The organism is Streptococcus zalophi, from assembly GCF_016481285.1.
In the GTDB taxonomy this organism is placed as follows: Bacteria; Bacillota; Bacilli; order Lactobacillales; family Streptococcaceae; genus Streptococcus; species Streptococcus zalophi.
In genome coordinates this window covers 16,727-31,949 of the sequence record NZ_JAENBP010000010.1, presented here as the reverse complement: position 1 = coordinate 31,949, position 15,223 = coordinate 16,727, and the positions used below count along the sequence as shown (strand labels likewise).

At 35.2% G+C, this 15,223-nt stretch carries 14 protein-coding genes; all 14 read right to left on the bottom strand.

All coding sequences use genetic code 11. The features are described from left to right. Positions 1-53 precede the first annotated feature (53 nt). The 14 genes from JHK64_RS06905 to purD all read right to left on the bottom strand — a co-directional run bounded on the left by JHK64_RS06905 (position 54) and on the right by purD (position 15,096). The gene (locus JHK64_RS06905; protein WP_199568260.1) at positions 54-758 is read right to left on the bottom strand and encodes an MgtC/SapB family protein; all 705 of its coding nucleotides are present in this window, start codon (positions 756-758) and stop codon (positions 54-56) included. Further along, on the bottom strand, positions 758-2,452 hold the full coding sequence (locus tag JHK64_RS06900) for an ABC transporter permease (protein WP_199568259.1): 1,695 nt from the start codon (positions 2,450-2,452) through the stop codon (positions 758-760). The genes JHK64_RS06905 and JHK64_RS06900 overlap by 1 nt, the downstream gene beginning before the upstream one ends. A gap of 2 nt (positions 2,453-2,454) precedes the next feature. Further along, entirely contained in the window at positions 2,455-3,468 is a 1,014-nt protein-coding gene (locus tag JHK64_RS06895; RefSeq protein WP_199568258.1) for an ABC transporter ATP-binding protein, read from the bottom strand. A gap of 25 nt (positions 3,469-3,493) precedes the next feature. Then, on the bottom strand, positions 3,494-4,552 hold the full coding sequence (locus tag JHK64_RS06890) for an extracellular solute-binding protein (RefSeq protein WP_199568257.1): 1,059 nt from the start codon (positions 4,550-4,552) through the stop codon (positions 3,494-3,496). 13 nt (positions 4,553-4,565) lie between these two features. Continuing rightward, positions 4,566-5,396: a glycerophosphodiester phosphodiesterase family protein gene (locus JHK64_RS06885; protein ID WP_199568256.1), complete on the bottom strand. Its 831-nt coding sequence runs from the start codon at positions 5,394-5,396 to the stop codon at positions 4,566-4,568. Positions 5,397-5,942: 546 nt separating this feature from the next. Further along, positions 5,943-7,718 (bottom strand): acyltransferase family protein, encoded by a 1,776-nt coding sequence (locus JHK64_RS06880; protein WP_199568255.1) that lies wholly within the window; start codon positions 7,716-7,718, stop codon positions 5,943-5,945. After that, the gene (locus JHK64_RS06875) at positions 7,715-8,104 is read right to left on the bottom strand and encodes an MORN repeat-containing protein (RefSeq protein WP_213086843.1); all 390 of its coding nucleotides are present in this window, start codon (positions 8,102-8,104) and stop codon (positions 7,715-7,717) included. The genes JHK64_RS06880 and JHK64_RS06875 overlap by 4 nt, the downstream gene beginning before the upstream one ends. Positions 8,105-8,129: 25 nt before the next feature. After that, positions 8,130-8,564 (bottom strand): low molecular weight protein-tyrosine-phosphatase, encoded by a 435-nt coding sequence (locus tag JHK64_RS06870; protein ID WP_199568288.1) that lies wholly within the window; start codon positions 8,562-8,564, stop codon positions 8,130-8,132. Between the two features lie 136 nt (positions 8,565-8,700). Continuing rightward, complete coding sequence (gene ruvB / locus JHK64_RS06865; RefSeq protein ID WP_199568287.1) at positions 8,701-9,699, bottom strand: Holliday junction branch migration DNA helicase RuvB; 999 nt, start codon at positions 9,697-9,699, stop codon at positions 8,701-8,703. Positions 9,700-9,894: 195 nt separating this feature from the next. Continuing rightward, a complete protein-coding gene (locus JHK64_RS06860) occupies positions 9,895-10,797 on the bottom strand; it encodes a helix-turn-helix domain-containing protein (protein ID WP_199568254.1) in 903 nt (300 codons plus the stop codon). A gap of 84 nt (positions 10,798-10,881) precedes the next feature. Further along, positions 10,882-12,177 carry an adenylosuccinate lyase gene (gene purB, locus JHK64_RS06855; RefSeq protein WP_199568253.1) on the bottom strand — a complete coding sequence of 432 codons (1,296 nt, stop codon included), beginning with the start codon at positions 12,175-12,177 and terminating at the stop codon, positions 10,882-10,884. 111 nt (positions 12,178-12,288) lie between these two features. After that, positions 12,289-13,371, bottom strand: a complete 1,083-nt coding sequence (purK, locus tag JHK64_RS06850; protein WP_199568252.1) for a 5-(carboxyamino)imidazole ribonucleotide synthase — start codon at positions 13,369-13,371, stop codon at positions 12,289-12,291. Continuing rightward, positions 13,358-13,846 carry a 5-(carboxyamino)imidazole ribonucleotide mutase gene (gene purE, locus JHK64_RS06845; RefSeq protein ID WP_199568251.1) on the bottom strand — a complete coding sequence of 163 codons (489 nt, stop codon included), beginning with the start codon at positions 13,844-13,846 and terminating at the stop codon, positions 13,358-13,360. The genes purK and purE overlap by 14 nt, the downstream gene beginning before the upstream one ends. Further along, positions 13,843-15,096, bottom strand: a complete 1,254-nt coding sequence (purD, locus tag JHK64_RS06840) for a phosphoribosylamine--glycine ligase (protein WP_199568250.1) — start codon at positions 15,094-15,096, stop codon at positions 13,843-13,845. The genes purE and purD overlap by 4 nt, the downstream gene beginning before the upstream one ends. Positions 15,097-15,223: the final 127 nt, after the last annotated feature.

Below are 15,223 nucleotides of genomic sequence, written 5' to 3'. Positions count from 1 at the left end.
GAGCATCAATCAAAATTTAATTCACTAAAAAAAGATAAAGAGATTGTAACTCTTTATCTGATTTCTTCCACATAAATAACACCTACAATCTCTGACAGGTTTTCCATTAATTTTAGATGATCAAATTTTTCGTTTAATTGCAACTCCATATAACAAGATATTTTTGTAGAGTTAATACTTGTTAGTTTTCTTTCTTCATCTAAATTACCAATACCATTTTGCATATCTATTATTTTTATTCCAGATGTGCTCAAATAAATTAACAATCGATTGTAAGCTTCCATAGAACTGAACACTATATAATACTCAGCAATTTTTGTTTTTGAATTTAAATATTTTTTTACAGGAGTAAATATAGTCATAATAGCTATTAGAAGAATTGCTGCAACAATAGCCCCTTTATAAAAACCTATTCCTATAGCTAATCCAATACATGCTGACGACCATAATCCGGCGGCAGTAGTCAGTCCCTTTATTTTGTTTCTATTTGTTATTAAAATAGTTCCAGCTCCTAGGAAACCAAGTCCACTAATCACCTGTGCCCCCATTCTGCTAGGATCTCCTGTACCGTATTCATGAACTATAAATTGATTAGTCATCATTACAATACTAGCTCCAAGACAAACTAAAATATAAGTTCTTAACCCTGCCGCTTGATTTTTTACTCCACGTTCGTATCCTACAATACCTCCTAATACAATTGACATAATACATCTTAGGAAAATTTCATCTATGTTCAATCCTCCTGAAGTTAACATTATCGTTTTCCTTTCTGTGTTTGAAAACGGTTAGCAATATAAAGTGCAGCACTTGACATAACCATTAATACCACTGAGTATACTAACATCATTGCTTGTGCATTTATAGTCGCGGTCTCGTCGGTAGATTGTTTAATAACAATACCTAAAGGTTGAAATAATGGATGATATAGGAAAACTGATAAGTCATAATCAGAAAGTAATGAGTTGAAATTCAATACAACTACTGACAAAACTACTGGCATTATTAAAGGAATAACCACCTTTGTCATTGTGCGTAAAGTTGATGCACCCATACTTCTAGCAGCTTCTTCCATATCATTATTAATACTAAAAAATGCAGCACGAATCATTCGATAAGAGAATGGTAATTTTTGAATAATATAAGCAATTAACATAATGACCAATGTGCCTACTAGTACAATATTAAATATCATTAATCTAGGTTCATTATACGTAAACATTAATCCTAATGCAATTAATGTACTTGGAAGAATCCAAGGGATCAAAGCGCCATATTCAAAAAATTGATCTATTTTAAACTTATTCTTATGAACAATTCTTGAGATAACAATAGCAATGATAGTTACAATTATAGCTGCTAACAATGAATAGACCAAACTGACTAAATAGGGTTTGAAAGCTTGACTATTCGAAAATAGTTGAGCATAATTTTCAATGGTGAAACTGCTCAATTTTAAATTACCTGTTTTGATTGTCAAAGCATCAGTAAATGAATAGACAATAATTAATAGAATAGGAAGCATATAAATGCTAAACAAAACATAAGCTATTACATGAGCCAAAATATTCCAAAATGGAGAATTAATTTTTTGTTTTTTAAGTCCAGCTTTTGTTTTTGAAACAGAAACATAATTGCCTCCACTTTCAATCCTATTTAACAATGTTAGTAGTAAAATGGTTGCCAACCCTAAAATCAATGCTAATAACGCGGCCAAATCTCTAGAAGATGTCGTTTTAGCAAATGTAATTATCAAGGGATTAATTGTCTGAAAATTTTTCCCCCCAACAATCAGTGGTGCAGAAACCGCTGATAATCCTGTTAAAAAAGTCAAAATAGTTAATGCAAAAAGTGTTGGTTTAAACGTAGGAAAGACAACTCGGAAAAATACAGTGATTGGATTAGCTCCCATATTTCTTGAAGCCTCAATAGTATGATAATCAACACTTCTCACAGCACTGGTCAAAAACATAATATGATTAGAGGTACAAGCAAATGTCATAATAAACAAAACAGCACCGTATCCTTGAAACCAATTTGATGACAAATTAGGAAATATATTTGTTAAAAGTTGAGTAACGACACCATTACTACCGTACACAAATTTATATCCTGTTGCCAAAACGATTCCGCCATAAACTAATGATGTCATATAGCCAAGTTTTAATATTTTTGATCCTTTTATTTCCCAGTACTCTGTAAAAAGAACCACTAATGTCCCTACAATATTAACTGTTAAGACCATTGAAACAGCTAGAATAAAACTATTAGATATACTACTTAAAGCTCTTTCTGATCTTAAAATTTTATTAACAGCATCTAATGTAAATGTACCATTTTTTAAAAAGACATCAGTAAGTAAACCTATATTAGGATAGATTACAAAAGCAATAATTAGCCAGAAAACACCAATTCTAATAATCCAATCTCGCCATTTAAATTCTTTTTTCATAGCTAATCTCCTTTGAATTGCATGATATCCTTTGGATTGAAATATAAATTCACTTTATCACCAACAACATGACGAGAACGTCCATCATTTTTTTCAATGATATGTATTATTTCATCGTTTAAAAGTTTAACAGTGTATTTGATTAGAATACCATTAAATTCTAAATCAGTAATTGTACCAATTAATTCTAAATCATTTTGATCAGTATTTGTTAGTTTAATTCTCTCTAAACGGATATAACCTTCTGTGTCTTTGAAAATCTTCTCTTGACCTTGTAATTCTTGTAAAGTTTTAGCATTGATTTTATTTATAGAGCCAATAAATTCACACACAAACTCTGTTTTAGATTGGTTATAAATTTCATATGGTGTCCCAACTTGCTCTATAAAACCATTATTAAACACTGCAATGCGATCTGACAGAGTGAGTGCTTCTTCTTGATCATGTGTGACATACAATGTTGTAATACCAAGTTCTTTTTGCAAACGCTTAAGCTCTTTTCTCAAAGAAACTCGTAATTTAGCATCCAAATTTGATAAAGGCTCATCTAAACACAAAATTTTTGGTTCTAAAACTAGTGCACGTGCCAGGGCGACACGTTGTTGCTGTCCACCGGAAAGTTCAGAAATATTTCTATGTAATTGTTCTTCGGAAATATTAATCTTCTTTGAAATTTCACTAACCTTTGCTTTAATGATTTCAGGAGAGACTTTTTTAACTTTTAATCCAAATGCTATATTTTCAAATACTGACATTGTTGGGAAAAGTGCATAGCTTTGAAATACAATTCCAATCCCCCTTCCCTCAGGCTCTATCTTTGTGATATCTTTATCTTCAACATAAATATTACCGGCCGACGGTTCAATAAATCCGACTAATGTTCTTAATGTCGTAGATTTCCCGCATCCACTAGGCCCAAGAAATGTGAAAAATTCTCCTTCATTAATGTTTAAATTTAAGTTATCGATGGCAATAAAATCGCCGTACTTAATTTGAATATTGTTAAAATTAATCATATTATCTCCTAGAAAATTTGAAATGTTATTGAATAAATTCTAGTTGAGCTTTCTCAATCCAACTATCAACATTATTTCCAATAAATTCCCAGTCAAGCTTTTGAGGTTTAACACTATCAACGAATTCTTTTATATCTGGTTTAACTTCCGCTAGAGCATCTTGATTTGCTGGTATAGAACCAAATTCATCGCTCCATGCTTTTTGAACTTCTGCTGAACCAAACCAGTCAACAAATTCTTTCAATAGAGCTTGTTTTTCACTTGTATTCAAAATCCCAATTTGTTCTGTAACATATGGAACTCCCACTTCTGGACTCATAACTTGAAATTTATAATTTCTTTCTGATTCATTTTGAAGAACTCCAGATCCCCAAATCATACTGTAATTTAAATCATTTTCATCATCAATTATTGCTGAAATAAAATCCTCACCATCAGCATAAATATGTGCATTTTGTAGATAATCTTTCGCTACCTTCCATCCTTCTTCGGAGATGCCTAATTCACCATCTTTATCTGGGTAGCGACTCACAATGCTAGAAAAAATAATTTTTGAAGTCCCTGAACCTAAATTCAAAATACCATATTTATCTTTATATGAACTCTTTGTAAGATCAACCCAATCTGATGGCATTTCAACTGTTTTATTTCCAATTAAAACTAATGGCTGAACAACTAGTGAATGATAGTAACCATCTTTATCACCTAAAGAACTATCAACCTTATCAGTCCATTTAGGTGAATATTTGACAAGTAGCTCTTCCTTCTTAATACGTTCAAATTCTAATGTGTTTGGACCAAAAACAAGATCAGCAACCGCATTATTTTTTTCAGCGATAAGTCTATCGGCAATTTCACTACCTGCAATATCAACAATCTGTAGTTTATAACCTGCTTCTTCTGCCTTTTCTTGTAAATACTCTGATCGACCATTTGAGGCAGAATTGGTATATATTACAATCGTTTGTGATCTATCTATTTCTCCTGAATTACCATCAGTTTTAGCATCATTGCTTGAATTTGAACAAGCTGCGAGTAGTAACATTGAAGCTACTAAGGAAAGTTTTTTGATTTGTTTGAACATTTATATGTCCTCCTTAATTATTTTTTAAATTATTTGCAGTTAAAAAGTTATATAGTAGATAAGGCCAATCTGTTTGAATAATGTCAAATCCTAAGTTGACTAGTCTCCCCCAAGATTGTCCATCATTTTCTATAGCAGAATCATCATCTAAACCAGCTGATAAAACAATAGTATCACTTAAAGTAAGAGCATTTCCCCAAATTAGAAGCCCTTTATTTTTCAATGACTGAATTGTTTTTGGAGATACTAGCTCAGTGTCCAAAGTTTCAAAAATCAATTCGATAGCAACAATATTTAAACCCTCAAAATTTAAAACTAAAGCTAATTCTTCCATTGTTTTTACTATAGGCATATACATAACATCTAGACCAGAATCTCTTAATTTTTCTAAGAGATGTCGTTCGACTGGGGATTTTAGTAAAATTTGTTCCAATGATTTATATCCTTTAAGTCTATCGAGGAACGTATCCCAATAGAACCAACTTCTATCAATATTAATAAAAGCTTGTCCTTCAAATCTATCTAAAATCTGCTCAATGGTTTCTATTTTCTGATTAATTGGTTCATGTACAGAATTAAAACATGTCTTAGAAGCAATTTCTTTAGCATTTAATGTTCTAATATCAAAATTATCATTAAAGACTAAAGGTTCCTGACCATCATGAAATGCAAAAAAACCACCATCTTGAGAACGAACAACATCAACTTCGAACATATCAGCCTTGTGTCGAATGGCATTATAATAAGCTTTTGAAGTATTTTGAAGAATATTTCCTCCATTAGTCCCTCTATGAGCAGCAATTATTATCCCATTTTTCTCTCGATACTCTTGTAATTGATTCATAGTATCCTCCAAAAATTTATTACAGTAATATTGTAACCGCTTTTTTGGAACGTGTCAAGTTTTTTATGTATTTAAATTGTTAGAGAGAAATAAGAGCTATTTTTTTAAAAGGATAGATACAGGTTAGTTCCCTTAACCCATATAGTCTATAGTTGAAAACAGCGATATTCCAGACAAAATTAACTCTGTCTTAATTAAAATAGCTATGTTATTTAAAATCCATATTTGAGGGAGTTATTGATTAGGCTGATATGATATTATTTAGCAATAATAACTACACCGAAGTCTATAAAAATGGCATTACAAAAATATAAAATAATATTAGCTATTTAATTCATACCTACTAAAAAAACCAAAAATTCTGTCTCCATAATATATGCTTGAGCAAATTGATAATAACATTCATAAGAACTATAGATTTCTAACAATGGTAAAGAATTTTTTTCTGTCTAGCTTAATTTGACAATTTGGGTTTTCTTTAACAACCAAAAACACTTCCTTATCTTAAAAGACTAAGGAAGTGCTCGCTATTTATAATTCATTTATTTATTTTGCTTGTTTTCTAGCAACTGTTTCAATGGCTTCTTTTATTGTTTGGGCATAAAGGTCAGAACCAGATGAGTCAGAGATAGAAAAATGAACGCCATCTGTTCCAGCCCAGATATTTGGATTATCTACTGAAGCTTGGTACCAATCCGCTACTTCAATATAATCGTATTGTTTGGCTAATTCTAGTTCATAATTTCGCACATTCTCTATGCTACCATCTTTGACATTGTATGGTGTCACTAAAACTAAGCGATGACCCTCTGGTAAATTATCCACAAACTGCATGATTTCAGCTTGATAGTTATAGGGTGAATTCACACCAACTGCCAAAACAACTGTTTTTGACAGGGTCTTATTATCAATATGATTTTTATAAATCTCAAAAGCTAGCGGAAAATTACGGCTAATGGCAGCATCTAACTGTGCTTCAGGTAGTTGCTGGCTAATCATATCACTAGCACGTAAGCTAACAGAGTCTCCAATAATCATGATGTCACTAATAGCAGACGCATCGCCTGCTGCTAACATGTGCGTTCTATCCATATTGGTATCAGCTTGTTTTAGTGAATTAACCAAAAGATCCGTTTCAAAAGCACCAACTTTAGGCGATCTAACAATCACAAACAAACTGATAACAACAAGTGTACCAAAGCTTCCAATGAACCATCTTGAATAGTCTTTAAAGGTAATAGGAAGACCTAAAATAATTGGTGTTCTTCCCGAAACGATAGGTTCAATCACATAAAATGATAATGAAGCAAAAGCAACAGACAATAGTGTTGTCAAAATAACAGCAGCCCAGTTATTCATTAATTGAGTGAAAATAATATAAAGTGGCCAATGAAAAAGGTAAATGCTGTAGCTAATATCAGACAAAAAAGTAATCGCCTTTGGCTCCTTGATATCAGGTGTTTTTTCATGTAAGACACGACTGGCATAAATCATCACTGCTGTAAATAGGCCTGTTAAAATAAAGCCAAATAAATAAGTGAAAATGTGATTAAAGTCAAGAAGACGTGACAATAATAGAATCAATGAAAGACTCAAACCAAAAACAATTAAAACTGCTCTCAATTGCCAAGAACGTACATTGATTTTAAATTGTTTCGTTGTTTCTTGAATACCTGTCATCGTAGCAAACATAGCTCCTAAAAAGAAACCATAACTATGAGATAGAGTTGAGAAATACACCGTTGAAAACTGATCAACAAAGAATGATCTAACAAACATGCTCAGAAAACTTGCAACAAACAAAACAGTCGATAATAAAAAGATAAGACGTCTGAAATCTGTACTTTTTTTAATTCTTTTAGACAATAACCAAGTCAAAAAGCCCCAGATAATGTAAAAATGTACCTCAATCGCTAAACTCCACGTGTGTAAAAATAGATGTGGAATAAACTGACTTTCATAATTGCCACCAATCAAGAGTTCATAGATATTAGTTGTAAAACCAAGAGTAGCTGCAACTTGACGTCCAATATCTGCGACAAAATCTTGCTTGACCAACAACGTTAATGGTAAAACAATTAAAATCAGTAACACAAGTGGTGGAAAAATCCGATAAAAACGTCGTCTAAAAAAGCGCAACAAGTCAATCGATTGTTTTTGACTAAACTCATCAATCAAAAGCGCTGTAATTAAGTAACCTGAAAAGGTGAAAAAGATATCAACCCCAATAAAGCCACCAGGAAAAGCATTTCTAAAAAAGTGATAGAGTAGCACCAAGAGTAGACCGGTGATACGAATGACAGAAAACCATTTTATTCTCATTTTTGATAAATTCCTTGTTTAAAAGTCCCTTCGTAGACTTTTTTATCCTTTGCAATTAATTTGCCTTGTCCATCTGCCTGGCCGTCTTTAAAGTCTCCCTCATAAGACCAACCTATGTTTGAGGTGAAGACTCCTTTACCATTAAAAACACCATTGACAAAATTGCCTTCATACACATCACCATTTTCAAAAGTTAATTTTCCTTTGCCATTCATTCGATAGTTAACAACATAGCCAGTATAATGGATCTTCCCTTTATCATAAGTAAGGGCTGTCTTGGTTTTTAAGGGAATCAAAAAGACACTCATTCCTAGGATAAGAATGATAAAAACAGTGATTAGTTCTATTTTTCCCCTTGAAAATGTCAATTTCTTTATTGTATCCATTTTTTTCTGACTTTCTGTGTGATTTTTAAAGATTATTAAAATAATCCAACCATTCTAAACATCCTTGTGAGATAAGACGATAAGTTTCTTCAAAATCTCCCGTATACCAGGGATCAGGAATACCTTTTTTGGCAAACATAAAAATCTTTTTCTTTAGTTTCCCTTTGGCTAATTTTTTCAAATCAGAGACATTACTCTCATCCATTCCAATAATATAATCAAACTCTTGAAGATCTTCGACACGAATAGGTTGTGAGCCTTTCATGTAATTGAAATCAATATCATGTTGCTCTAACATTTTTTGTGTCCCCGTATGAATTGGTTTCCCTTTTTCCCAACGAGAAGTTGCTCGACTTTCAATATAAAAACGATCATCGTCCTTGACCAAATCTTTCATAATAAACTCAGCCATAGGACTGCGACAAATATTTCCATAACAGACAAAACAAATTTTCATGATTTTCATCTCCTTAACAATATTATAACAAAAAAATGAATACTCTTAGTTAAAACAAATGATTCTTTTTTGACATTTCTTATTTTTAAAATGATTAAAAGAACTCTCGTTATCATAAATAGAGAGTTCTTATTGAAAGCTATTTTTCGAGATAAGGATAACCTAGATGCTCATAAGCTTTTTGAGTTGCCACGCGCCCTGATCTGGTACGCATTAAAAAACCTTTTTGAATGAGGTAAGGCTCATACATATCTTCAACCGTTTCTCGTTCTTCAGCAATATTAACCGACAAGGTTCCTAGTCCAACAGGACCTCCTTGATACATCTCAATCATGGTTTTAAGGATTTTTTGGTCGACATAATCAAGCCCCTCGCGGTCGACATCAAGCATGGCCAAAGCCTCATCTGTCATTTGCTGAGTGATGGTCCCGTCTCCTTTGATTTGGGCATAATCGCGCACGCGCTTTAAAAGACGATTAGCAATACGTGGTGTGCCGCGACTACGTTTGGCAAGCTCAATCGCCGCTTCGTGGACGATGGTCATATCAAAAATAGTAGCCGTTCGTTCAACAATTTCTGTCAAATCCTCAGTTTCATAGTATTCCATGTGACCTGTAATGCCAAAACGTGCTCTTAAGGGGTTACTGAGCATGCCAGCACGAGTGGTGGCTCCAATCAAGGTAAAAGGTGGTAAATCAAGATGAACACTGCGACTAGCCTCACCATTACCAATCATGATATCGATGTAAAAATCTTCCATAGCACTATAAAGCACCTCTTCAATCGCCATAGGCATCCGGTGAATTTCATCGATAAAGAGAACATCACCAGGTTCCAACTCATTTAAAATAGCGACCAAATCACCCGATTTTTCGATAGCAGGTCCACTGGTTTGCTTTAAATGAACACCCAGCTCATTAGCAATAACAAAAGCCATGGTTGTTTTTCCTAGACCTGGAGGCCCAAACAGTAACACATGATCTAGTGCTTCATCGCGTCCTTTGGCAGCATCAATAAAAATACTCAGTTGATTTTTAACCTTATCTTGACCAATATATTCTTTTAAATATTGCGGTCTTAGGGTGCGCTCAACCACTTCTTCATCACCCATTAATTCATTATCTAAGATTCTATTCATAGCCATATTATAGCAAAAAAGCCCAAGATTGTCTGCCAAGAGCTTATCAATTGAATAAGATTGATACCTATATTCCCCACCAATCATATTCAGAAAAAACAAGACTGTTATCATTTTTCATGTGCTATCCTCCTTACTTTTTTAAAAGTAACTTTAGTATAGCGGAAGATAAAAAAATAATACACGACATACATGTCAGGTATTATCTTTAGCCCATTCTTTTTTAATTTTTTCTTTGAGATGTTTATCATTAATCAAATCAGAAAATGAGAGAGCTTCTTGATAAGCTTTTTCTGCTTTTGAATGATCGTTATAATAGTCTAAATAATATTTCCATTGCAACATTTTTAAGATAGGCATTTTTTGGAAATCTTGAATGGTCATCATAATCTCATAACTTGTCTCTAAAATAGCTTCGATATGGTTTTGGTGTCCTAATTTTAAAGCAACACCAAAATTATTAAGTAAGACATTGTTTAAGACATATAAGTTTTCAACTGGTAAATGATTGATTTGTGAAAAAATATTAGCCATTAACAGATGGTAAGATTCCTCATGATAAAGGCGTTTTGAAAAGCGATCTGTCGAGATGCAGATAAAATAGAGTTCAATTAAAATCAAATCATTAATCGTGTACTGTTTCTTTAATAGTAATTGCTCAAAATAGTCGTTTAAAATGGTAATGCCAAAGTTAATGTTCTCGCTCATATGAACATCTAGTTTTGACTGGAGACAATCAATCACTAGTTGTTCTTCTTCTGGCAATTGCTCATAATAGTCTATATAAATCTCATCTAAATAAGCTTCACGATTTAAAAGACGTTTAGTTTCAGAATAGGTTTGGGTGCGTAATAATAGATACTTTAAGGTCTGATAACGTTCTGGTAAAACAAAAAAGTTAGTCTCAGCCAAGTCATCAATAGAGACCTGTAACTGTGAGGCAATATACTGAATCGTATAAAGAGTAGGAGTGGACTCCCCCGACTCAATCCTTGATAACTGCCGAACAGATAATTTATCCGCTTCAGCACAAAGGTCTTCTTGGGTCTTACCCATCTTTAATCGCTGTCTTTTAACATTTTCCCCAAACCTATACATAGCACCTCCAAAAATTTATTTATAGTATCTTTCCTGACTGATTTAAACGAAAAAAGCAACTGTTGTGTTGCTCTCTTTAAAGGATTATTCTAAACCAATGCGTTTAAAAATATCATCCACACGTTTAGTGTAATAAACGGGATTAAATAACTCATCAATCTCATCTTGTGTTAAACGAGAGGTGACTTCGCTATCAGCTTCTAAAAGCGGTTTAAAGGCCACTTGATTATCCCAAGAATAAGCGGTTTTTGGTTGCACCAAGTCATAAGCCTCTTCTCTTGTCATCCCTTTTTCAATCAAGGTCAACATGACACGTTGGCTGTAAATCAAGCCAAAGGTAGACTGCATGTTGCGAAGCATATTTTCAGGGAAAACGGTCAAGTTTTTAACGATATTGCCAAAACGGTTTAGCATATAGTTGATTAAAATGGTGGTGTCGGGTGTGATAATACGCTCTGCTGACGAGTGAGAAATATCACGTTCATGCCAGAGTGGCACATTTTCATAGGCTGTTAACATGTGACCACGAATCACGCGCGCTAGTCCTGTCATGTTTTCAGATCCGATAGGATTACGTTTGTGGGGCATGGCTGAGCTTCCTTTTTGTCCTTTTGCAAAGAACTCTTCCACTTCACGTTGCTCAGATTTTTGCAATCCACGGATTTCTGTTGCCATACGTTCAATGGATGTTGCAATCCCCGCTAAGGTCGCAAAATACTCTGCATGCAAGTCACGTGGTAAGACCTGTGTTGAAATTTCTTGTGGACGAATGCCTAGTTTGCCACAGACATATTCTTCTACAAGTGGTGGAATATTGGCGAAGTTGCCGACCGCTCCTGAGATTTTACCGGCTTCAACACCTTTTGCCGCACGTTCAAAACGCTCTTGATGACGTTTCATCTCGCTATACCAAGTGGCTAATTTTAAACCGAAGGTTGTTGGCTCTGCATGAACACCATGTGTACGTCCCATCATGATGGTCATCTTATGCTCACGCGCCTTATCAGCGACGATATTAGTAAAAGTTTCTAAGTCGCGACGAATAATATCGTTAGCTTGCTTGTAGAGATAACCATAAGCTGTATCAACGACATCCGTTGAGGTTAAACCGTAGTGAACCCATTTGCGCTCTTCACCAAGAGTCTCAGAAACAGCGCGCGTGAAAGCCACAACATCATGTCTTGTTTCTTGCTCAATTTCAAGAATGCGGTTGATATCAAAGTCGGCTTTTTCACGAATTTTTGTCACATCTTCTTTAGGAATTTCACCCAATTCAGCCCAAGCTTCATCGGCTAAGATTTCAACTTCTAGCCAAGCACGGTATTTATTTTCTTCACTCCAAATGGCTGCCATTTCAGGACGGGAATAACGTTCAATCATTGTTTTCTCCTATTGTTTTCTTTCTTGTTTTTGATTGCTTGCAATTAAAGCATTTGAAATACTAATGCTTCTTATCATTACTATTAGCTTTGCTATTTATATTTCTTCTCTTTAATAATCAATCCCTTTGCCGAACTCTTCATCGTCTTTTTCTAAGAGAGTGACATGCCCCATTTTACGATTGTGTTTGGCTTCTTGTTTCCCATAAAGATGGAGATGGGCGTTAGGATGTTCTAAGACATAATTTTTAGCTTTTTCTAGGTGTTGTCCGAGGACATTTAGCATGACTGCCGGTTGATGCAAGTGAATGTTTGGCAGAGGTTGTCCTAAGACACCTAAAATATGCGTGTCAAACTGGGAAAAATTACAAGCTTCAATCGAATAGTGCCCAGAATTATGTGGACGCGGTGCTATTTCATTGACCAAAATAGTATCACCCGCCACAAACATCTCAACACAAAGAGTCCCTGACAACTCCAATTGTTTAGCAATCTTTATTGCCATGTCCTGTGCCTTGTCTGCCAAGGTTTCTGGGATGTGAGCTGGCACAATTGTTTTTGACAAAATATTGTTGCGATGATTATTTTCTTGAACAGGAAAAACGGTCACTTCTTTACCATTTCCAGAAACAATCACAGAAATTTCCTTTTCAAAGCTAACAAACTCTTCTAAAACACAGGCTGAGGAATCAGCTAGTTTTCTTGCTTCTGGTATATCTTCTTGTGATCTGATGACCACTTGTCCATGACCATCATAGCCGCCTGTTGCTGTTTTTAGGACATATTTCTTAGCAAAATCAATAACATCTAAATTACTACTACTGTTAATGACATGATAAGGAGCCACAGCAACACCAACTTTTTGAGTGAGAAAATCTTTTTCAAAAATGCGATTTTGTGAGATGCGAAGAAGGTCGGTTCCTTGAGGGAGTTGGCCTTTTTTTACAACGGCATCAAGACCATCGGCATCCACATTTTCAAATTCATAGGTCAAGACGTCACAACGCTCAGCCAATTCTTGTAGGGCATTCACATCATCATAAGGTGCCACAATCACTTCACTGACGCGTGAGGCTGGACAATCAGCAACCGGATCAAGTGTGATCACCTTGTGTCCCATATAAATGGCTGAAATAGCCATCATTTGTCCTAGTTGGCCACCACCGATAATCCCAATTGTTTTAGATAAGTTCATCTGTAGAGGCCTCCGCTAATGCACCTTGTTGTTTAGCATAGTCGCTTAATTTTTCAGCGAGTACTTCATTGGTTGTTGCTAAGATTCTGAGTGCTGTTAAGGCAGCATTGGTAGCTCCTGCTTCGCCAATTGCCATTGTTGCTACCGGTACGCCACCTGGCATTTGCACAATGGAATAAAGTGAATCGACACCACTTAAGGCGCGTGATTTAACCGGCACACCAATAACTGGTAAGGTTGTTTTGGCTGCTACCATTCCCGGAAGATGAGCTGCACCACCTGCACCAGCAATAATCACCTTAATGCCACGCTCACGGGCTTTTTCGGCAAAATCAAACATCAAATCTGGTGTTCTATGAGCAGAAACAACTTTTTTCTCATAAGAGACTCCAAACCTATCAAGCATTTCTGCTGTTTTCACCATCGTTGACCAATCGGATTTACTCCCCATAATAATTGCAATCTCTGTTGTCATAGTGCTTTACTCCCAATATCTTTTCTGTAGAAGAACCCTTCTGTGTTTTCATTTTCTAGCGCATGATAAATCACATCTTGTGCATCTTTGACGGTGTTTTGCGTGGTGACAAGCATGTAAACACGTCCACCACTTGATATCAAGTGATTATCTTTATTGGTCACTCCTGCAAAGTAGGTGATGATATCATGATTTTTGGTTATCGGTACTTTGACACCCTTGTCATACCCAAGAGGATAACCATTACTTGCAACAACCACACCAAGTGTCACGCCTTCTTGAAGCCATGTCAGTGTAGCTGGTTTATCATTTAAAATATCATCAATAGCTTGTGCGAAATCAGAAGTCAATCGTGGTAAGATAACTTGTGTTTCTGGGTCACCAAAGCGGGCGTTAAATTCGATTACCTTAGGACCATCTGCTGTTAAAATCAAGCCAGCATATAAAACACCGAGATAAGAACGCCCTTCTTTGACCATTGCTTGAAGCGTTGGCTTAATAATCTTAGCAACAGCTTGGTCGATCACTTCTTGAGGCAAATGAGGAACTGGCGAATAAGCACCCATTCCACCAGTATTTGGTCCTTTGTCACCGTCATAGGCACGCTTATGGTCTTGCGCACTTGGTAAGAGATAGAAAGTTTCACCGTTTGCAAAAGCAAACAAGGAGAACTCTTCACCCTCTAAAAATTCTTCGACAACGATGCGAGCACCTGAGTCACCAAATTTATTATCCAGTAACATTTCTCTAGCCGCCTCAATGGCATCATCTACGGTTTCAGCTACAACAACACCTTTTCCAAGCGCTAAACCATCAGCTTTAACGACGATTGGCGCACCTTTTGATTGAATATAGGCTTTTGCGTCTTCAAAATCAGTGAAAGTCTGATAGTCTGCCGTTGGAATTTGGTATTTAGCCATAATGGTTTTGGCAAAGTCCTTTGACCACTCTAGCTCAGAAGCTTTTTGTGATGGCCCAAACGCCTTTAAACCTGCTTTTTCAAAATCATCTACAATACCAGCAGCCAAAGCATCGTCAGGTCCAATAAAGGTCCAAGCAATGCCCTTTTCCTTAGCAAAGGCAATAAGTGCTTCATGTTCGGAAATCGCTAAATCAACCAATTCCAAACCATCACGTGCCATGCCATCATTTCCCGGTGCCACATAGACAGTCTCAACTTTTTCTGAGTGTAACAATTGTTTAGCGATAGCGTGTTCTCTACCACCTGAACCAATAACCAGTAATTTCACATCTTCACCTCAATAAACGGATTTTATAAGACCATTATATCAAAAATGTTCGGTTTTTTATATGAGATAATGTGTTTTTAAGCAAAAAAATAAAAAGAAGACAAACTTAACTTCTCAATTTGTCTTC

Coding starts and splice junctions, on each gene's coding strand:
- JHK64_RS06905 (WP_199568260.1), bottom strand. CDS start 758: ATGTTAACTTCAGGAGGATTGAACATAGATGAAATTTTCCTAAGATGT.
- JHK64_RS06900 (WP_199568259.1), bottom strand. CDS start 2,452: ATGAAAAAAGAATTTAAATGGCGAGATTGGATTATTAGAATTGGTGTT.
- JHK64_RS06895 (WP_199568258.1), bottom strand. CDS start 3,468: ATGATTAATTTTAACAATATTCAAATTAAGTACGGCGATTTTATTGCC.
- JHK64_RS06890 (WP_199568257.1), bottom strand. CDS start 4,552: ATGTTCAAACAAATCAAAAAACTTTCCTTAGTAGCTTCAATGTTACTA.
- JHK64_RS06885 (WP_199568256.1), bottom strand. CDS start 5,396: ATGAATCAATTACAAGAGTATCGAGAGAAAAATGGGATAATAATTGCT.
- JHK64_RS06880 (WP_199568255.1), bottom strand. CDS start 7,718: ATGAGAATAAAATGGTTTTCTGTCATTCGTATCACCGGTCTACTCTTG.
- JHK64_RS06875 (WP_213086843.1), bottom strand. CDS start 8,104: ATGGATACAATAAAGAAATTGACATTTTCAAGGGGAAAAATAGAACTA.
- ruvB (WP_199568287.1), bottom strand. CDS start 9,699: ATGAATAGAATCTTAGATAATGAATTAATGGGTGATGAAGAAGTGGTT.
- JHK64_RS06860 (WP_199568254.1), bottom strand. CDS start 10,797: ATGTATAGGTTTGGGGAAAATGTTAAAAGACAGCGATTAAAGATGGGT.
- purB (WP_199568253.1), bottom strand. CDS start 12,177: ATGATTGAACGTTATTCCCGTCCTGAAATGGCAGCCATTTGGAGTGAA.
- purK (WP_199568252.1), bottom strand. CDS start 13,371: ATGAACTTATCTAAAACAATTGGGATTATCGGTGGTGGCCAACTAGGA.
- purE (WP_199568251.1), bottom strand. CDS start 13,846: ATGACAACAGAGATTGCAATTATTATGGGGAGTAAATCCGATTGGTCA.